This is a genomic window from Acidocella sp. MX-AZ02 (assembly GCF_000306035.1).
In the GTDB taxonomy this organism is placed as follows: domain Bacteria; phylum Pseudomonadota; class Alphaproteobacteria; order Acetobacterales; family Acetobacteraceae; genus Acidocella; species Acidocella facilis.
Map to the genome: position 1 here is coordinate 1,591,999 of NZ_JH976207.1, position 18,995 is coordinate 1,610,993.

The 18,995-nt window shown below is 66.8% G+C and carries 19 protein-coding genes; 4 read left to right on the forward strand and 15 right to left on the reverse strand.

All coding sequences use genetic code 11. The features are described from left to right. Nucleotides 1–303 precede the first annotated feature (303 nt). Together MXAZACID_RS07850 and MXAZACID_RS07855 are read left to right on the forward strand one after the other, a co-directional pair. Nucleotides 304–1,668 (forward strand): DUF1800 family protein, encoded by a 1,365-nt coding sequence (locus MXAZACID_RS07850; protein WP_008493701.1) that lies wholly within the window; start codon nt 304–306, stop codon nt 1,666–1,668. Next, nucleotides 1,665–2,894, forward strand: coding sequence for a DUF1501 domain-containing protein (locus tag MXAZACID_RS07855; RefSeq protein ID WP_008493703.1), 1,230 nt, complete (start codon nt 1,665–1,667; stop codon nt 2,892–2,894). The genes MXAZACID_RS07850 and MXAZACID_RS07855 overlap by 4 nt, the downstream gene beginning before the upstream one ends. 145 nt (nt 2,895–3,039) lie before the next feature. On the opposite strand, the gene MXAZACID_RS07860 is transcribed toward MXAZACID_RS07855, so the two are convergent. From MXAZACID_RS07860 to MXAZACID_RS07930, 15 genes are all read right to left on the reverse strand, one after another. Continuing rightward, a complete protein-coding gene (locus MXAZACID_RS07860; RefSeq protein WP_008493704.1) occupies nt 3,040–3,972 on the reverse strand; it encodes a carbohydrate kinase in 933 nt (310 codons plus the stop codon). A gap of 15 nt (nt 3,973–3,987) precedes the next feature. After that, a complete protein-coding gene (locus tag MXAZACID_RS07865) occupies nt 3,988–5,244 on the reverse strand; it encodes an ROK family transcriptional regulator (RefSeq protein WP_008493705.1) in 1,257 nt (418 codons plus the stop codon). Further along, complete coding sequence (gene xylB, locus MXAZACID_RS07870; RefSeq protein WP_008493706.1) at nt 5,244–6,686, reverse strand: xylulokinase; 1,443 nt, start codon at nt 6,684–6,686, stop codon at nt 5,244–5,246. Before xylB ends, MXAZACID_RS07865 begins: the two co-directional genes overlap by 1 nt. Continuing rightward, complete coding sequence (gene dalD / locus MXAZACID_RS07875) at nt 6,686–8,062, reverse strand: D-arabinitol 4-dehydrogenase (RefSeq protein ID WP_008493707.1); 1,377 nt, start codon at nt 8,060–8,062, stop codon at nt 6,686–6,688. The genes xylB and dalD overlap by 1 nt, the downstream gene beginning before the upstream one ends. Nucleotides 8,063–8,073: 11 nt before the next feature. Next, nucleotides 8,074–9,153, reverse strand: coding sequence for an ABC transporter ATP-binding protein (locus MXAZACID_RS07880; RefSeq protein WP_008493708.1), 1,080 nt, complete (start codon nt 9,151–9,153; stop codon nt 8,074–8,076). 12 nt (nt 9,154–9,165) lie between these two features. Continuing rightward, nucleotides 9,166–9,987, reverse strand: coding sequence for a carbohydrate ABC transporter permease (locus tag MXAZACID_RS07885; protein ID WP_008493709.1), 822 nt, complete (start codon nt 9,985–9,987; stop codon nt 9,166–9,168). A gap of 12 nt (nt 9,988–9,999) precedes the next feature. Then, nucleotides 10,000–10,893, reverse strand: a complete 894-nt coding sequence (locus MXAZACID_RS07890; RefSeq protein ID WP_008493710.1) for a carbohydrate ABC transporter permease — start codon at nt 10,891–10,893, stop codon at nt 10,000–10,002. A 52-nt stretch (nt 10,894–10,945) separates the two neighbouring features. Further along, nucleotides 10,946–12,256, reverse strand: a complete 1,311-nt coding sequence (locus MXAZACID_RS07895; RefSeq protein WP_008493711.1) for a sugar ABC transporter substrate-binding protein — start codon at nt 12,254–12,256, stop codon at nt 10,946–10,948. Between the two features lie 138 nt (nt 12,257–12,394). Further along, nucleotides 12,395–13,234, reverse strand: coding sequence for an NAD-dependent protein deacetylase (locus MXAZACID_RS07900; RefSeq protein WP_008493712.1), 840 nt, complete (start codon nt 13,232–13,234; stop codon nt 12,395–12,397). A gap of 62 nt (nt 13,235–13,296) precedes the next feature. Then, entirely contained in the window at nt 13,297–13,539 is a 243-nt protein-coding gene (locus MXAZACID_RS07905; RefSeq protein ID WP_008493713.1) for a hypothetical protein, read from the reverse strand. Nucleotides 13,540–13,584: 45 nt separating this feature from the next. After that, nucleotides 13,585–14,379, reverse strand: a complete 795-nt coding sequence (locus MXAZACID_RS07910) for a sulfite exporter TauE/SafE family protein (protein ID WP_008493715.1) — start codon at nt 14,377–14,379, stop codon at nt 13,585–13,587. 12 nt (nt 14,380–14,391) lie between these two features. Further along, nucleotides 14,392–15,984, reverse strand: a complete 1,593-nt coding sequence (locus tag MXAZACID_RS07915; RefSeq protein WP_008493716.1) for a bifunctional protein tyrosine phosphatase family protein/NAD(P)/FAD-dependent oxidoreductase — start codon at nt 15,982–15,984, stop codon at nt 14,392–14,394. A gap of 4 nt (nt 15,985–15,988) precedes the next feature. Beyond that, nucleotides 15,989–16,432, reverse strand: a complete 444-nt coding sequence (locus MXAZACID_RS07920; protein WP_008493717.1) for a DUF6691 family protein — start codon at nt 16,430–16,432, stop codon at nt 15,989–15,991. Next, nucleotides 16,429–16,851, reverse strand: coding sequence for a YeeE/YedE family protein (locus tag MXAZACID_RS07925; RefSeq protein ID WP_008493718.1), 423 nt, complete (start codon nt 16,849–16,851; stop codon nt 16,429–16,431). The genes MXAZACID_RS07920 and MXAZACID_RS07925 overlap by 4 nt, the downstream gene beginning before the upstream one ends. Next, nucleotides 16,851–17,768 (reverse strand): MBL fold metallo-hydrolase, encoded by a 918-nt coding sequence (locus MXAZACID_RS07930; protein WP_008493719.1) that lies wholly within the window; start codon nt 17,766–17,768, stop codon nt 16,851–16,853. Before MXAZACID_RS07930 ends, MXAZACID_RS07925 begins: the two co-directional genes overlap by 1 nt. Before the next feature lie 103 nt (nt 17,769–17,871). Here MXAZACID_RS07930 and MXAZACID_RS07935 point away from each other — a divergent pair, with 103 nt between their 5' ends. Further along, nucleotides 17,872–18,504 (forward strand): peroxiredoxin, encoded by a 633-nt coding sequence (locus MXAZACID_RS07935; protein ID WP_008493720.1) that lies wholly within the window; start codon nt 17,872–17,874, stop codon nt 18,502–18,504. After that, a complete protein-coding gene (locus MXAZACID_RS07940; protein WP_039884789.1) occupies nt 18,501–18,908 on the forward strand; it encodes a metalloregulator ArsR/SmtB family transcription factor in 408 nt (135 codons plus the stop codon). Before MXAZACID_RS07935 ends, MXAZACID_RS07940 begins: the two co-directional genes overlap by 4 nt. The last annotated feature ends 87 nt before the right edge of the window (nt 18,909–18,995 follow it).

Here is an 18,995-nt window from a genome sequence, read left to right on the forward strand (position 1 = left end):
GCTAGGCGTCAGGAGATATTCCGCTTCAAAGAAGCAAAACACGAAATCTCAAGGATTTTAGATGATCATCACCCGTGAGGTCCACCCAGAACGGCCATCGCGCCTTCGTTTTGTCAAAATCAGACGCTGCGAATTTCCATTCTTCCTTTCACAGCGGCGCATATTTTGTAACGTTTACGTAAATGAAAACGCCGTAACATTTGGTCAAAAATGGGGTTTGGCGATTCGCATTTGCCGCGGTGCGGCATCTCGGTTGCCCTTCGTAACAGAATGTCAAACAGCCCCCATGCTATAACGCCCCCGATGGAACAGCTCGCGATGCACGCCTTGGTGCGCTTCGGCTATGGCGGCGGCCCGCAAACCCCGCCCCCGGCGGATGCGCCGGCCTGGCTGCACGCGCAGATCACCGGGCCGGACCCGGCTCTGGCCGCCGGCGCCTTCGCCAGCCTGCCCACCGGCCAGGCGGCTTTGGACGTTTTGCGCGAGGATGCGATGCTGCGCCGCCAGGCGCTCGCCGCGCAAGCCGCCGGCACCGCCCCCGCCGCCAAGCCCGCCTTCAAACCGCGCAGCCACCAGCTTTACCTGGATGACGCGCTGGCGCAGATCGATTTCGCCGCCACCACGGATGCGCCCTTCCGTGAGCGTCTGGTCTGGTTCTGGGCCAATCATTTCAGCGTCTCGATCCTGCAGGGCAACACCGCGCCGCTGGTCGGCCCCTTCATCCGCGAGGCGATCCGCCCGCATGTCAGCGGCCATTTCGCCGAGATGGTGCTGGCGGTGGAGCGCCATCCGGCGATGCTGCTCTATCTCGACAACCAGCAATCCATCGGCCCCAACAGCCCCGCCGGGCAACGCAGCGGCAAGGGGTTGAACGAAAATCTCGGCCGCGAATGCATGGAGCTGCACACGGTCGGGCTGGAGGCGGGCTACAGCCAGGCGGATGTCACCAGCATGGCCAAGCTGCTCACCGGCTGGTCGGTCGCCACCACCGCGGAAGGCGGCGGGGATGAGCTGACCGGCTATAAATTCCGCCCCAACGCGCATGAGCCCGGGCCGCAAATTGTGATGGGTCAGCACTTCCCGGAAGGCGAGGAAGGCGGCATCGCAGCGCTGCGATTCCTGGCCACCTATCATACCGCCTATCACCGCATCGCCACCGGCCTCGCCACCCATTTCATCTCTGACAATCCCCCGCCCCAGGCCGTGGCGGCCCTCACCCAGTCCCTGGCGCGCTCGGGCGGGCATCTGCCCAGCGCCTATGCCACGCTGATCGGGCTGGGGCTGCAGGCGCCGAAGCTGGCTAAGGTAAAAACCCCGTTCGACTATACCATCTCCTTGCTGCGCGCCGCCCCGCCGCCGCAGCCGCCAAGGCCGGGCGCGGTGCTCTATATGCTGGCCCAGCTCGGCCAGCCGCTCTGGGCCGCCCCCTTGCCGAATGGCTGGCCAGATAATGCCGGCGCCTGGGCAGACCCGGATCTGATGCTGGGCCGGGTGGATGCCGCCTATACCTATGCCGGGCTGCTCGCCGGGGCCAACCCGCAGGCCATCGCCGCAACCGCGCTGGGAGGCTTGCAGAAGCCCGCCACCGGCCAGGCCATGGCCCAGGCCGGCTCCCCGCGCGAGGCTCTGGCCATGCTCTTCACCAGCCCGGAGTTTCTGCGGCGATGATCCCGCATCTCCCCCTCTCCCGCCGCGCCGCCCTGCTCGGCCTCACCGCCACCGCCTTTGCCGGGCAGACCCGCCTGGCCCTGGCCAGCGCGCCGACGGAGCAGCGCTTCATCGTCGTGCTGCTGCGCGGCGCCTTGGACGGCATGGCCGCCCTGCCGCCTTATGGCGACGCCAACTTGGCCGGGTTGCGCGCCGCGCTGATCCCGCCCGCCATCGGCCAGCCAGGCGGCATGCTGGATCTTGGCGGGTTTTACGGCATGCACCCGGCGCTGCCCCATCTGCACGGCATGTACCAGGACGGGGAGGCGCTGCCGGTGCATGCCATCGCCGGCCCCTACCGCACCCGCAGCCATTTCGAGGCCCAGGACCTGCTGCAGCTGGGCACTGAGACCAATTCCATCAGCTCCGGCTGGCTGAACCGGCTGCTGCTGGAGCTGCCGGCCCCGCAAGGCCCGGTCGCCAAAGGGCTGGCGGTGGGGCTGGCGATGCCGCTGCTGCTGGAAGGGCGCGCCCCCGTGGGGGCCTACGCGCCGCTCGGCCTCGCCGCCGCCCCGCCGGACCTGGTGCAGAAGGCCCTGGCGCTGAACGCGCCGGACCATGTGCTCGGCCCCGCTCTGGCCCAGGGCGTGCGGGAGATGCGGTTTGATGCCCGCATCCAGCAGGCCGAAGCCATGGAAATGTCTGACGATCAGGCGCCGATGGCGAAGGGGGCGAAGCGCGTCTACGGCTTCCCGCTGCTGGCGCAGAAGGCCGGGCAGATGCTGGCTGCCCCAGGTGGCCCGCGCATCGCCGCCTTCGAGCTGGAAGGCTGGGACACGCATGGCAATCAGGTGAATGCGCTGAAGGGGGCGCTGGTCAATCTGGATACCGGGCTCGCCATGCTGAAACAATCGCTCGGGCCCGCCTGGGGCAGCACGGTGATCCTGGTCGCCACCGAATTCGGCCGCACCGCCGCGATGAACGGCACCAAGGGCACGGACCATGGCACCGCGACGGTGGCGTTTCTCATCGGCGGGCGGGTGGAGGGCGGCAAGGTGCGCGCCACCTGGCCGGGGCTGGGCCAAGGGCAGCTGTTCGAGAACCGCGATCTGGCGCCGACGGCGGATATACGCGCCTTGGCCAAGGGCGCGCTGGCGGCGCAGTTCGGGCTGCAAGGTGCGGCGCTGGAGCGCATCTTTCCCGGCAGCCTGGAGGCGCCGCCGATGGCGGGGCTGCTGCGGGCCTGAGTTTCAAAAGTTTTTTGGTGCCGCTTTTTTTTAAAAAAGCGGCGAAAACGTTTGGGGTGGTGACGACGATTTTGCCAACACCCCCAGCGTTTGTGGGGGCTTTTTGAAAAAAGCCCCCACACCCCCAAAAACTTTTATAACTTATTCAAATCTTTTGCAGGGCTGCCAGCACCTCAGCCCGCCCTGGCAAATCCGCCCCGGCGCGCTGGCAGGTCAGCGCCCCGGTCACAATCGCCTGCCGCAAAGCCGCCTCCGGCAAAATCTCCAGCCCCGCCCGGCTCAACTGCCCGGCCGCCGCCAGCCCCTCCAGCAGCCCGGCCTGGAACGCATCCCCAGCCCCCACCGCATCCACCATCTTAATCGCCGGGGCCGGCAGCGCCATCTCGCCCGCCTTGGTAAAGGCCACCGCGCCTTGCTCGCTGCGCGTCACCACCACCAGAGCCGGGCGCTGCGCCAGCCAGCCGCGCGCCAGCGCCAGCGGGTCCTGCCCCGGATAAAGCAGCCCCAGATCCTCCTGCGAGACCTTCACCATATCCGCCACCAGCAGCCACTCGGCCAGGCTGGCGCGCCAGACGCCCATATCCGGCTCCACCGTCGGCCGCACATTCGGATCATAGGAAATCACCCTCTGCCCCGCCTGGGCGCGGGCAAAGCCCAGCAGCGTGGCGCCGCAAGGCTGCACCACCAGCGAGAAGGAGCCGAAATGCAGCGCGCGCACCTGCGCGGGCAGGTCCGGCAGATCCGCCGGCTCCAACAGCCGGTCCGCCATGCCGGCGCCATAAAAGGCGTAATGCGGCGAGCCCTGCGCATCGAGCTCCACCAGGCTCAACGTGGTCAGCGCCGCCTTGTCCGGGGAGAAGCGCATCTCCACCCCCTCGCCCGCCAGCGCGGCGCGCAGGCTCTGGCCCATCGGCCCGCTGGAGAAGCCGCCGAAAAACCCCACCTTCGCCCCCAGCCGCGCCAGCCCGAGCGCCACATTATAGGGTGAGCCGCCGCGATAGGCCTGCATCTGCAAGGCCGCCCCGGCCTCGCCACGCGGGAAAATATCGTACAAAGCTTCACCACAGACCAGAAACATCGTCTCTCCTTACCATCACGCGGCCGCCGGGCCGGAGCCCAGCAGCGGCTTCGCCTCGGCGCTGAATTTGCGCGCCAGAACCTCGTTATTCGGCGCGAAATGGGCATAAAACGGCAGCAGCGCGGCGCCGATGGCCGGCCCATCCGGCCCCAGCCCGCCCTGGCGCAGCTTCGGCATCATCAACCCGCTCGGCACCAGCCGCGCCAGCGCCGCGTCCACCAGCGCCACGATCCGCGCCAGCGGCGCCGGCGGCAAAATCCCGTCAATCACGATCGCCTCGACATCCACCACCGAGAGCGCGCCGATGATCGCCTGCGCCAGCGCCGCCGCGCAATCATCCTCCCACTGCCCCAGCCAGGGCTGCGCCGCCTCGCCCAGACCGGCGAGATCGCCGATCCGGTCGATCGCCACCCCGTTTGCCCGCAAATGCCGCAGCAGCACATAGATCGAGGCGCGATGCTGCAGCAGTTCGAACGGCCCGGCGGGCGCTGCCGCCCCCGGCAGGGTGGAGGCGGAGACGGGGAAGGTGTTGAAGGCGGCGGCATTGCCATTCGGCCCGGTTTCCAGATTGCCGCCCAGCACCAGCCCGCCGCCGATGATGGTGCCGAGATAGAGATAGATGAAATTGCGCTCCGCCATCCCCTGGCCGCGCACCAGCTGGGCGGTGGCGGCGGCGGAGGCGTCATTCTCGAAAAACACTTCGCGCCTTGTCTGCGCCATCAGGAAACGGGGGAAGTTGAAATCCCGCCAGCCTTGCGCCAGCGCGGCGGGGAAGCCCAGCTCCTCCTGCCAGTTATCCAGGAAATAGGGCATGGTGACGCCCACCCCCAGCAGCCGGGCGCGCTGGCGCGGGGCGAGGGAGGCTTCCAGCGTGGCGATGGCCTCCAGCGCCAGGTTGGGGACGGTCTCCGGCGCGGGGTAGGGATATTCATGCTCGACCTGGCGCAGCACCTTGCCGGAGAGATCCACCAGCACCGCCTGGATCGCCCGCCGCCCGACATGCAGCCCAATGGAAAAGGCCCGCTCGGGATTGGCCTCGTACAGCACCGAGGGCTGGCCGATCTGCCCGGTGCGCTTGCCCGCCTGCACCAGATACCCCGCCTTGTGCAGCGCATCGACAATCCCCGCCACAGCTTGCGGGGTGAGGTTGGCGCCACGCGCGATCTCGGCCTTCGAGGCCTGGCCGAGCCGGCGGATCGCCTCCAGCACCACCCGCTCGTTGTAATGGCGGATCTGCATGGCATTGCTGCCCTGGCGGGAGGGGGCGGCCATCACAGCCCCGATGCCGCGAAGGCAGCGCGAAAGCGCTGATAGCGGGCCTTATTCAACCCGGCCTCAGGGCTGAACACCTCGCGCACGGCCGGCGCGCGGCAGATTTCCGCCTCCTCGCCGCCATCGGCCAGCCAGGCCAGACGCGCCGCCCCCAGCGCCCCCGCCGCCGCGCCGCCCTCGGCCAGCTGCAAGGGCAAGCCCAAAATATCGGCCAGCATCTGGTTCCAGAGCCCGCTGCGGCTGCCACCGCCGACCAGCAGCAACCCCTGCGCCCCGGCCCCTTCGCCCAGCGCCAGCAACCCGTCCCGCAGCCCGAACGCCACCCCTTCCAGCACCGCGTAACCCAGCGCGGCGGCGCCGTGATCCTGCCCCAGCCCGAGGAAAGCGCCACGCGTCGTAGCGCTATTATGCGGGGTCCGCTCGCCGGTCAGATACGGCAGAAATAAAGGTGCAGCCTCGCGATCCTGCGGCCGCAGCGCTGCGATTTCGGCCAGCAGCGCGGCCTCGTTCGGCTGGCCGGTCAGGCGCGTCACCCAGCGCAAGCTGGCGGCGGCGGACAGCATCACCGACATCTGGTGCCAGCGCCCCGGCAGCGCATGGCAGAAAGCATGGATGCAGGACGCCGCATTCGGCGCGAACCCGTCGGTGGCGCGGAAAATCACCCCCGAAGTGCCGAGCGAGAGAAACCCCTGCCCCGGCCGCACAATGCCCATGCCAACAGCACTCGCGGCATTATCGCCCGCCCCGCCGGCCACCAGCACATCCGCCCCCATGCCCCAGCGCGCCGCGAGATCAGGCCGCAGCCGGCCGGCGACATCGCTGCCCTCGGCCAGGCCCGGCATCTGCTTGCGGCGCATCCCCGAAGCGGCCAGCAGCTCGTCCGACCAGTCCCGCCGGCCCACATCCAGCCAGAAGGTGCCGGACGCGTCCGACATGTCCGAGATCGCGTCCCCAGTCAGGCAGAGCCGCAGATAATCCTTGGGCAGCAGCACCAGCGCGATGCGTGCGAACAGATCCGGCTCGTGCCGCGCCATCCAGAGCAGTTTCGGCGCGGTGAAGCCGGGCATGGTGCGGTTGCCGGTAAGCGCCGGGGCGTCCGGGCAGGCTTCGTCCAGCGAAGCGCATTCAGCGAAGCTGCGGCCATCATTCCACAGAATTGCCGGGCGCAGCGGGCGGTGTGCGGCATCCAGCGCCACCGCGCCATGCATCTGGCCCGAGAGGCCGATGCCGCGCACCGCGCGCATCGCCGCCGGTTCGCGTTCGGCCAGCTCGTCCAGCGCCGAGAGCAACGCCGCCTCCCAGTCCGCCGGGTCCTGCTCGGACCAGAGCGGGCGCGGGGTGGAGATTCTCAAGCCCCGCTCCGCCTGCGCCAGCACGCGATGATCCGGCGCCAGCAGCAGCGCCTTCAGCGCCGAGGTGCCGAGATCCAGCCCGAGATACATTACCGGCTGGCGCGCCAGGCAACGGCGCGCTCATACGCGCGGCCAATAGCGGCTTCCAGCCGCGCATCCCCGGCCAGATCGCCGAACAGCACAATGTCGCGGCAGAAGGCCAGCAGCGGCAACGGCCCTTCCAGCATGGCGCGCACGCTGGCCTCATCCATCGCCTGGTCCTGATATTCAAAGGGCAGCTTGCCCGCCGCCCAATCCTGCAGGAACAGGAAGAACAAAGCCGGGATCATCGCCACACTCTCGATCCCCGCCGCGGCGGCGAAGCGCTGGCGGATGGTCGGCGTCACCCAGCCGGGGATTTTCGAATAGCCATCGGCGGCGACGCGCTGGTTGGTGTCACGGATATAGGCGTTGGAGAAGCGCTCCAACACCTTGTCGCGATAGGCGGCGAGGTTGATCGGGCTCGGCTCCAGCACCGGCAGCACGTCGTTGGTGACGTAATCATAGGCGAAGCCGCGCACCTGGGGATCCAGCGTGCCTTCATGGATGAACAGATAGCCCGCCAGCGTGCCGGCCCAGGCGATGGTGGAATGCTGGGCATTGAGCAGGCGGATTTTCGCCTCCTCATAAGGCTGCACCGAAGCCACCAGCTCCGCGCCGGCCTTTTCCCAGGCCGGGCGACCGGCGGCGAAATCATCCTCGATCACCCATTGGATGAAATCCTCGCCCATCACCGGGCATTGGTCATTCCCGCCACAGGCGGCGCGCACGCGCTCGGCGACATCCGGCAGCGGGCGCGGGGTGATGCGGTCCACCATGCAGGCCGGGGTGGTGGTGTGGGTTTTCAGCCAGGAGAGCAGTTGCTCATCGCCGCGCCGGTAGAGGAATTCCGCGAAGCCCTCATGAAAGCGCTCGCCATTGCTGCGCAGATTATCGCAGGAGAGCAGCGTCACCTTGCCCGCATCGGCGCGCATGCGCGCATGCAGGATGGCGGCGAGCGCGCCATAGATGGTCAGCATCGTCCCCTGCTCAAGATCGCTGACCAGATCGGCGAAATTCAGATCCAGCTTGTGCTGCGGGGTGAGGTAATAGCCGGCCTCGGTGACGGTGAAGGAGATGATCTTCACCTCCGGCCGGGCGCCATAGGCGATGAGGCCGGCCAGCCCCTCCTCCCACGGGATGACATGGCGGATGGATCGGATTTCCTGGTAGGCGCGCACGCCCGCCGGGGTCACGGTCTCGACATGATAGACGCCGTTCTGCGCGATCAGCGCGGCTTCCACCGCCTGCATGTCGGCGCGGATATTGGCCCCGGCCAGCACCCAGCTTTCATCGCCGAGATCGTGCAGCGCCTGGAGATAGACGGCCTGATGCGCCCGGTGGAACGAGCCCAGACCGAGATGCAGAATGACAGAAGGATGGGGCATGGGGGTGTCTTTCAGGTGCCCGGAAGGGCGATGGCTTGACCTTGTTCATCGAACAGCGATGCGGCGTGGCCGCGTAGCGCGAAATGCAGCGTCTCGCCAAGCCGCACCGGCGCATCTGAGGAGAGTTTTACCGTCAAAGGCTGCGCCGCGCCGATATCGGCATAAGCGATGGTCTCATTGCCCAGATGCTCCACCACCTCCACCTTGCCCGCCAGCCCGCCTTCCGGCGCCAGCTCGATATGCTCCGGCCGCAGCCCCAGCGTCACCTTCGCCCCCGGCGCCAGGCGCGCCGGCACCGCGAAGCCCGAACCGCCTTCCAGCTTCAACATGCTGGCGGAGCCATCCGTCTGCACCACCTCAGCGCCGATCAAATTCATCTTCGGCGAGCCGATGAAGCCGGCGACGAAAAGATTGGCCGGGTTGTGATACAGCTCCAGCGGCGTGCCCACCTGCTCGATCCGCCCGGCATTGAACACCACGATGCGATCCGCCAGCGTCATCGCCTCGATCTGGTCGTGGGTGACATAGATCATCGTGCTCTTGAGATCGTTATGCAGCTTGGCGATCTCGATGCGGGTCTGCACCCGCAGCGCCGCATCCAGGTTGGAGAGCGGCTCATCGAACAAAAAGGCTTTCGGCTGGCGCACGATGGCGCGGCCGATGGCGACACGCTGGCGCTGGCCGCCGGAGAGATTGGCGGGCTTGCGATCCAGCAGCGCATCCAGCTGCAAGGTTTTCGCCGCCACCGCGACGCGCGCATCGCGCTCGGATTTCGGCACCCCGGCCAGGCGCAGCGCGAAGGCCATATTGTCCGCGACATTCATATGCGGATAGAGCGCGTAGCTCTGGAACACCATGGCGAGGCCGCGCTTGTCCGGCGGCACCTGGTTCACCCGCACCCCGTCGATCAGCAGCTCGCCGCCGCTGATCTCCTCCAGCCCCGCGATCATCCGCAAGAGCGTGGATTTGCCGCAGCCCGAGGGGCCGACAAAGACGACGAATTCGCGGTCGTTGATGGTGAGGTCAACACCCTTGATGACCTCGACATTGCCGTAGGCTTTGCGAAGATTTTTAAGTTCGAGCGTGCACATCAGCAGAACATCCTATTTCACCGCGCCGAAGGTCAGGCCGCGGACGAGCTGGCGCTGGGTGAGCCAGCCGAAGATCAGAATCGGCGCCACCGCCAGCGTCGAGGCCGCCGAGAGCTTCGCCCAGAACAGCCCCTCAGGGGCGGAGAAGGTGGCGATGAAGGCGGTGAGCGGGGCGGCGTTGGAGGAGGTGAGGTTGAGGCTCCAGAAGGCCTCGTTCCAGGTCAGGATGATCGAGAGCAAGGCGGTGGAGGCAATGCCGGGCCCGGCCAGCGGCAGCAGCACGATGCGCAATTGCGCCAGCGGCCCGGCCCCGTCCATGCGCGAGGCCTCGATGATGTCGCCTGGAATTTCCTTGAAGAATGTATAGAGCATCCAAACGATGATCGGCAGGTTGGAGAGCATCATCACCAGCACCAACCCGGTGAGTGTGTCGAGCAGGCCGCTTTTCTGGCAGATCAGATAGATCGGCATCAGCACCCCCACCGCCGGCATCATCTTGGTGGAGAGCATCCAGAGCAGCAGATCCTTGGTCCAGCGATTGGGAAAAAACGCCATTGCGTAGGCGCCGGGCATCGCGATCAACAGCCCCAGCACGGTCGCCCCCAGCGCGATGCCGACGGAATTGCCGAGCGCGCCGAGATAATCGCCCTCGTGAATGACATGGGTAAAATTGGAGAGGATCGGGTGGAAGATCAGCAGCGGCGGGGAATGCACCGCGTCGATCTCGCTCTTGAACCCGGTCAGCACCATCCAGGCGACGGGGAAGAACATCAGCAACGCCGCCCCCCAGCCCAGCACGAAGACGATCAGTTTTTGCAAAGGTGAAGCTTTCATCTCTGGCTTTCCTTACAGATCGACATTGCGCGCGACGCTGCGGATGAGGAACAGCGCGACGATATTGGCGAGGATGACGGCGATGACACCGCCCGCCGAGGCGCCACCGACATCGAACGCCACCAGCGCCTTCTGATAGATCAGATAGGTGAGCGTGGTGGTGGCGTTGCCCGGCCCGCCGGAGGTGGTGACGAAGATTTCCGCGAACACCGCCAGCAGATAGATCGTCTCCATCATCATCACGATGGTGATCGGCCGGGAGAGATGCGGCAGGATCACGTAGCGCAGAATCTGCGGGCCGCGCGCCCCATCCATCTTCGCCGCCTCGATCTGCTGGCGGTCCAGAGACTGCATGGCGGTGAGCAGGATCAGCGTCGCGAACGGCACCCATTCCCAGGAGACGATCATCACCTCGCCGGCCATCGGCGCATGGGTGAACCAGTCCAGCGGGGTGAAGCCCAGGCTGCGGGCGATATAGGCGAAGACGCCGTTCACAGGGTCCATCAGCAGATTTTTCCAGATCAGCGCGGCGACGGTCGGCATCACGAAAAACGGCCCGATGACCAGCAGCCGGGCGATGGCGCGGCCGGGAAATTCCTGGTCATAGAGCACCGCGAAAGCGACCCCCAGCACCAGCGTGATCACCAGCACGGCGGCGACCATCACCAGCTCATTCAGGATGGAGGCGACAAAGGCCGGGCTTTCGACCAGGAATTTGTAATTGCTCCAGCCGGCGAAGCCGCTGATCGTCGGGTCGACGAGATTATAGCGCTGGAAGGAGAACCACAGCGTCATCGCCAGCGGCACCAGCGCCCAGAGCAGCAGCACGCCCACCGCGGGGGTGAGCAGCGGCCAGGTGCGCATCAGCTTGGCGCGATGCTGCGTTTTGGGTTTTGCGTTGGCCATGTCCGGGTCTTCCCTTGCGAGGCGGGCGGCGCGCGGCCGCCCGCATTGGCTTTTACTTCAGATAGCCGGCCTGCTGCATGGCGCTGGTGGTGCTATCCTGCGCGGATTGCAGCGCCGCCTGCACGCTGGTGCTGCCACTCAGCGCCCCGGCGATATCCTGGCCGACCGTGGTGCCGATCTGCTGGAAGGGCGGGATGGTGACGAACTGGATGCCGGTATAGGGCACCGGCAGCAGCGTCGGGTGCTGCGGGTCAACACTCTGCACCGCCGCCAGCACCTGCTTGGCGAAGGGCGCCGCGGCCAGGTAATCCGGGTTCTGGTAGGTGGACATGCGCGTGCCCGGCGGGGCCAGCACCCAGCCATCGGTCTTGCCGACCAGATCGATATATTGCTTGGAGGTCGCCCAGGCGATGAATTCCTTCGCCACCTTCTCCTTCTTCGAGGAGCTGGGCACGGCGAGCGACCATATCCACTGCCAGGAGGCGCCCTTATCCGTCACCGCGATCGGCGCCTTGGCGAAACCGACCTTGCCGGCGACCTGCGACTGCTTCGGATCCTCCAGCATACCGGCGGCAACCGTGCTATCCACCCAGATCGCGCAATGGCCGGTGGCGAACAGCGCCTCCACCTCGTTGAAGCCATCGGAGGCGGCACCCGGAGGGCCATCCTTCTGCATCAACTTCACGTAATAATTGATCGCGTCTTCCCAGGGCTTGGTGGTGAGCTGGGGTTTCCAGTTCATATCGAACCAGCGGCCGCCATTGCTGTTCACCAGCGTGCCGAGGAAGGCCATGTTCTCACCCCAGCCCGGCTTGCCGCGCAGGCAGATGCCGTATTGCTGCTTGGATTTATCGGTGAGCTTGTCCGCGAACTGCTCGATCTGCGCGTAGGTCGGCTGGTCCGGCATGGTCAGCCCGGCCTTCTCGAACAGATCCTTGCGGTACATGGTGAAGGAGGCCTCGGAATAGAACGGCACCGCATACATGTTGCCATTCACGGTCAGCGCGCTGCGCACCGGGCCCAGCAGGTCGTTATAATCATACGAGGCCGGGAAATCATTCAGCTTGTCCAGCCAGCCGCGCTTGGCCCAGATCGGGGTCTCATAGGCGCCGATGGTGACGACATCGAACTGGCCGCCATGGGTGGCGATGTCCGTGGTCACGCGCTGGCGCAGCACATTCTCTTCCAGCACCACCCATTTCACATGGTTGCCGGTCTCTTTCTCCCAGACTTTGCTGAGCTTCTGCATCACCACCATGTCGTTATTATTGACGGTGGCGACGGTGATGGTGGTCGCCAGCGCGCTGGTGCCGGAGGCGGCCAGCAGCGCCGCCGAGAGGGCAGCGGTGATCTTCAAACGCATGAAAGTCTCCTCCAAGAGAGCGATGTTATTTGTTTGGATGACAAGGCCGGCAAAAAAGCAGGGGTGGGGCTTGGGTCCTCGACTAATTAAATCACTTTGGTTTAATTAGTCGGGCGTCAGCGCCTCTGTCAATAATCTTTACGCTCTGGCTACGGACAGCTGTTGCGGCGGCAAGGCGGCGGCAAGGGCCTGCTCGCACGGCGCGTCCAGCTTGAAGCTCAGCAGCGCATCCGCCCTTGTGTGGCCGAGATTCACCGCGGCGATCGGCTTGCCCGCCCGCGATGCCGCCAGGGCGAAGCGAAAGCCGGAATAGACCATGAGGGTGGAGCCGATAATCAGCATCGCATCCGCCTGGGCGAGATGGGTGAGTGCCGCCTGCACCCGGTTCGCCGGCACGGTTTCGCCGTAAAACACCACATCCGGCTTCAGGATGCCGCCGCAGTCCGGGCAGGGCGGCACAAGGAAGCTGGCAAAGGGCGCGCCTTCCAGCGCGGCATCGCCATCCGGGGCCTGGGCGGCGTCCAGCCGCGCCCAGGCCGGGTTCAGCCGCTCCAGCTCGCTTTGCAGCGCGGCGCGTTTCCAGAGCCGCGCGCAGCCCATGCAGCGCACCCGGTCCAGCCGCCCGTGCAGATCGATCACATTGCGGCTGCCGGCGGCCTGATGCAGCCGGTCGACATTCTGGGTGACGAGCTGCGTCACCCTGCCCTGCGCCTCCAGCCGGGCCAAGGCGCGATGCGCCTCGTTGGGCAAGGCCTGGCCGAAGCTGCGCCAGCCGATCAGGCTGCGGGCCCAGTAACGCTGGCGCACCAGCGCGCTGCCCATGAAGGCCTGGTAGGTCACCGGCGGCGGGCGCTTCCACCGCCCATCGCGGTCCCGGTAATCCGGGATGCCGGAATTCGTGCTGCAGCCCGCCCCGGTGATGATGAACAGACGCGGATGCCGGGCGATGAACGCGTCCAACGGCGCAAAAGAGGACATGGCTTAACTATTCCCCATGGCCTTTTGCATCGCAAGGCGCCGCGCGTCCGGCGCGGCCGCCCTCAGATCGTGGTTAAAATCCCGATCTCGATCGCCGCGGCGATGGCCGCCGCGCCGGCGCGGCCGTGCTGGTCATGGGCCTGGGCGAAGGCGATCATCGCCGCGTCGGGGGGATGGGTCCGCAAATGCGCCTCCACCGCGCGGGTGACGTGGTCGGTGAAATCCTCATCCGCGCTGAACGGCGCCAGCCCGCGCGCCAGCTCCGCGGCGATGGAACGGATCATCGTCTCATAAGCGTCTTGCATAAGGCTGTTTACCCGTGGAGCCCCGGCCAGGGGAAGCGGCCAGCCTCAGACCATCTTCAGCAGCGTCGCACCGCTGCGCCAGAGCATATAGGCGGCGACGACGAAGATCAGCCCGGCGAAGACGCTGGTGAGCTGGCCGCGATTGCCGGCGAGCCGCCGGGCCGCCTTCGCCCCGGCGAAGCCGCCCAGAATCCCGCCGAGGATGAAGATGATCGCCAGCCCCCAATCCACCATGCCGGAGGCGGCGTAATTCACCGCCGTGGTCAGCCCGAAGGCCGCCACCGCCACCAGCGAGGTGCCGACGGCATTGAGCATCGGCATATGGGTGGAGGCAACCAGCCCGGGGACGATGAGAAACCCGCCGCCAATACCGAAAAACCCTGAAAACACGCCGGTGCCCAGGCCGAAGCCCAGCACCTTCGGCGCGTTCTCGCGGTTGCATTGGGCGCCGGGAATGCCCTGGTCGTGGCGGCCGCGCAGCATCACGATGCCGATTAGCACCATCAGCAGCGCGAACAGGAAGAGCAGCTTCTGCCCATCGATCGCCTTGCCCAGCGAGGAGCCGGCAAACGCCCCGGCGATCCCCGCCACCGCATACATACCGCCGCAGCGCCATTTCACCGTCTGGGCGCGGGCATGGTTGGCCAGGCCGGTGAGCGCATTCGCCGCCACCGCCAGGGCGCTGGTGCCGATCGCCACATGCGCGTTCGGCACGCCGACCAGATAGACCATCAACGGCACCGCCAGAATCGAGCCGCCGCCGCCGACCAGCCCGAGCGTGAAGCCGACCACGCCGCCACTGCCCGCCCCCAACGCATATTGCAGCATATCGAGTGACATCGCCCCGCCCCCTCAGTTCTGCACGGCGCTGAGCGGCTTGGGGGCGGCCAGCCATTCCCTTCCCTTCAGCATGTCGTGCCAATACAGCGTCGGCAAAATGCGGTCCTTCAGGAACCAGGCGGCGCGGGTGGGCCTGGTGCCGTCCACCACCCAGCGCGGGAAGGTCGGCGTCACCTTGCCGCCATAGCTGAACTCGGCCAGCACGATGCGCCCGCGCTCCACCGTCAGCGGGCAGCTGCCATAGCCGAGATAGGCGCCCGCCATTGGCTTGCCGGCGAGCTGGGCCAGTACATTCACCGCCACCACCGGCGCCTGCTGGCGCACCGCCGCGGCGGTTTTGGCATTCGGCGCGGCGCAGCCATCACCCAGCGCAAACACGTTGGGGAAATCCGGATGCTGCAGCGTCGCCTCATTCACCGCGACGAAACCGCTCGGCCCCGCCAGCTTGCTGCTGCGCACGCAATCCGGCGCCACTTGCGGGGGGACGGCATGCAGCATGTCGAATTCACGCTCGATGGTCTCCACCCCGTCCGGCGTCTTGCGCTCGAACCGGGCCAGGCGCGCGCCCCCATCCACCGCCACCAGCCTGCTTTCGAAATTCAATTCGATGCCGTAGCGCTGCACATAGCTCATCAGCGCCGGCACATAGGCGGGCACACCGAACAGCACCGCTCCGGCATTGTGGAATTCCACCTGGATGCCGGAGAGATGCCCGGCCTTCAGCCAGCGATCGCAGCTCAGATACATCGCCTTCTGCGGCGCCCCGGCGCATTTGATCGGCATTGGCGGCTGGGTGAACAGCGCCCGGCCGGATTTCAGCTCGGCCGAGAGCCGGTTGGTGTAGGGCGCCAGGTCGAACCGGTAATTCGAGGTGACACCATTGCAGCCCAGCGCCTCCTGCAGGCCGGGGATCTGCTCCCAGGCCAGGCGCAGCCCGGGAGAGACGACCAGCGTGCGATAAGCGACATCGCTGCCATCGCCGAGGATCACCCGGTTCTCCTCCGGCGCGAAGCCGGAGACGCTGGCGCGCAGCCATTGCACGGCTTTGGGCATCACCTGCGCCATCGGCCGGCAGGTGGCCTGGGGCTGGAACACGCCTGCGCCCACCAGCGTCCAGCCCGGCTGGTAATAATGCACATCCATCGGCTCGATGACGGCGATGGAGAGGCCGCTTTTGCGCTTCAGCAGGCTGGCGGCGGTGGCGATGCCGCCGGAGCCGCCGCCGACGATGACGACATCATAAATCTTGGCGCTGCACGGGCTGGGGGCGGCCTGCTGCCGGGAGACGGCGAGATAGAGCGTCTCCGCCCGCGCGCCGGAGCGGCAATAGCCCAGCACCGGCCCAGGCAGGCTGGCCAGGGCCCGCGCCATCTTGCCGACATCCTCGGCGCCGACCGCGCGCGAGGCCACCGGCACAAACGCGAAGCCGAGCCCGGCCTGGGCGCAGGCCGCCTCGATCTCGGCGGCGCTGGGCTGGTTGGCATCCTCGCCATCCGGGCGGGTGCAGATGACGGTTTTGAAGCCCTGATCCGCCACCGCTTGCAGCTCTTGCGGCTGCAGCTGCGGGGTTACGGAAAAATCCGCAGTAACCGGCCTGATCTCCATCGTCTCAACGCCCCTTGCTGCCCGGCATGTTGGCCCGCCGGTTCATGGTCAGTTTGAAAATTCCCATGCCCGCGACCATCGCCAGCACGAACAGGCCAGCCCGCGCCGGGGCGAAAGCGAGATCCGCCAGGCCCGGCCCGGGGCAAAGCCCGGCAATGCCCCAGCCAATGCCGAACAAGGCGGCGCCGCCCAGCAGCTTCGCATCCAGCCCGGAAGTGCCGGGCAGGCTGAAGGCAGGGGCTGCCAGCGGCGCGCGCAATTTGCGCTGCACCCGCCAGGCCAGCGCCATCGGCAGCAAGGCGCCGCCCATCACGAAAGCCAGAGTCGGGTTCCAGGCGCCGAAAATATCCAGGAAGCCGCGCACCTTGGCCGGATCGCACATGCCCGAGAGCGCCAGCCCGGCGCCGAACAGCAGCCCGGCGAACAGGGCGAGAGAGATCTGCCTCATGACAACCCCACCAGACGCATGACCGCCACGGTGACGATACCGCTGCCCATGAAACAAAATGTCGCGGCGAGGGAGCGCAGGGAGAGGCGCGACATGCCGCACACCCCATGCCCGCTGGTGCAGCCCGAGCCCAGCCTGGTGCCAAACCCGACCACCAGCCCGGCCACCAGCAGCGCCCCGGCTGAGGGAAAGCGCAAAACCGGCGCTCCGAACACCGCGCTCAGCGCCAACGCCCCCAGCGGCAGGCCGAGAATGAAGGCCCAGGCCACCCCGGCGGACGCGCCGGCATCAGCCAGCCCCACCGCGCGGGCGCTCAGCCCGCTCACCCCGGCGATCCGCCCCAGCCCCAGCAGCATCAACGCAGCCGCGCCGCCGATCATCAGCCCGCCCAGCAGGCCAAACAGCCAGACCTGCGGCATCACACGGAATCCAGCGGGATTTTGAGATAGCGTACGCCGTTCTCTTCCGGCGGCGGCAGATGCCCGCCACGCATATTCACCTGCACCGAGGGCAGGATCAGCCGCGGCATCGCCAGCGTCGCGTCCCGCGCCTCGCGCATTTTCACGAACTCATCCTCGGAAATCCCGTCGCGCACATGGATGTTACCGACCCGCTCGGCACCCACGCTGGTCTCCCAGGCATAGGCGTCGCGCCCCGGCGCCTTGTAGTCATGGCAGAGGAATACACGGGTCCGCTCGGGCAGCGCCAGCAGCCGGCGGATGGAGCGGAAAAGCTGGCGCGCATCGCCACCGGGAAAATCGGCGCGGGCGGTGCCGTAATCGGGCATGAACAAGGTATCGCCGCAGAAGATCGCATCGCCGATCACATAGGCCAGATCCGCCGGGGTGTGGCCGGGCACATGCAGCACCATCGCCTCCAGCCCGCCGATCCTGAAGCTGTCGCCATCCTTGAACAGCTGGTCGAAATCCGAGCCGTCGCGCTGAAATTCCGTGCCGGCATTGAATAACTTGCCGAAAATAGTCTGCACCGCGACGATCTCGGCGCCGATGGCGAGCTTGCCGCCGAGCTTGCCCTGCAGATAGGGCGCGGCGGAGAGATGATCCGCATGGGCGTGGGTTTCCAGCAGCCATTCGACGCTGAGCCCTTCCGCCTGGACATAGGCGATGATGGCGTCCGCCGAGGCAAAGGAGGTGCGCCCGGCGGCGGGGTCGTAATCCAGCACGCTGTCGATGATCGCGGCACGCCTGGTCGCCGGGTCATGCACCACATAGCTCACCGTGAAGGTGGGCTCGTCGAAAAACGCCTTCACCGGCACCGATCCGGCCGGGTGGGCGGCGATCAAGGCGCAGGCGCGATCGAAGGCAGGGTCTGACATTTGGATTGCCTTTAATTATAACTTACGTTAAATACGTAATTATGAAACTGACCTTGTGTCAAGTGAAACTTGCGGCAATCTGGCAGGATGAGGCTGATGATCGATGAATGACACCCCCCTGCAAGCCGCCCCCCGCCCGTTGCGGCTCGGCGATCCCGCCCCGGATTTCGTCGCCCGCACCACCCAGGGCGAGGTCAGGCTCTCCGGCTTTCGCAAACGCTGGCTGCTGTTCTTCTCGCATCCGGCGGATTTCACCCCGGTCTGCACCACCGAATTCGTGGGGTTAGCCAAGGCCGCCGACCGCTTCGCGGCGATGAACTGCGCCCTGCTCGGGCTTTCGGTGGATAGTTTGTTCTCCCACCTGGCTTGGTTGCGGGCGATCCAGGAGGCGTTTGGCGTCACCGTGCCCTTCCCGCTGGTCGAGGATCCGAGCATGGCGGTCGGCCGCGCCTATGGCATGCTGGACGAGACCACGCCGGACAGCGCCAGCGTGCGCGCCAGCTATTTCATCGACCCGAACGGCATCATCCGGGCGATGACCTGGTATCCGCATAATGTCGGCCGCTCGGTGGAGGAGACGCTGCGCCTGCTCGCCGCGCTGCAGGCGACGCATGACGACAAGGCGATGGCGCCGGAAGGCTGGCGCCCCGGCGAGGCGCTGCTGGCCCCGCCCGCCGCCTCGCTGGCCGGCATCGAGGCCGGGCCGGACTGGTTCTGCCATAAGGTGAGAGGATGAGCCCGTTGCATCAGGACCGCGCCCGGGCCGAAGCGGCGGCTGATCTGCTGAAGGTTTATGCGCAGCCGCAGCGTCTGATGATCCTGTCGCTGCTGCTGGAGGGCGAGCGCACGGTCAGCGAGATTGACGCCGCCACCGCCATCGGCCAGCCGGCCTTGAGCCAGCAGCTGGCGGAGCTGCGCCGCAAGGAGCTGGTGCGCACCCGGCGCCAGGGCACGCAGATTTTCTACGCGCTGGCGGATGCGAAAACCGAACTCTGCGTGACCTGCATGCAGGCGATGCTGGGCGGGGACGCGCAGAGCGCGCTGCGCCTGCAGGCCGGGCAAGCCCCGGCGCCGGCGCAAACCCAACCCAGCGCGTCGCCCGCCGGCACGGCGCGCTTCGCCCGGATCATTCCCGCTTAAAGCATCAAGCTTTTAGCTTGATGCTCTAGGTTTTGTTTTAGCGCGCAATTTCATGTGTTTATCTTGATGCTCCCGCGTCAACCTAGC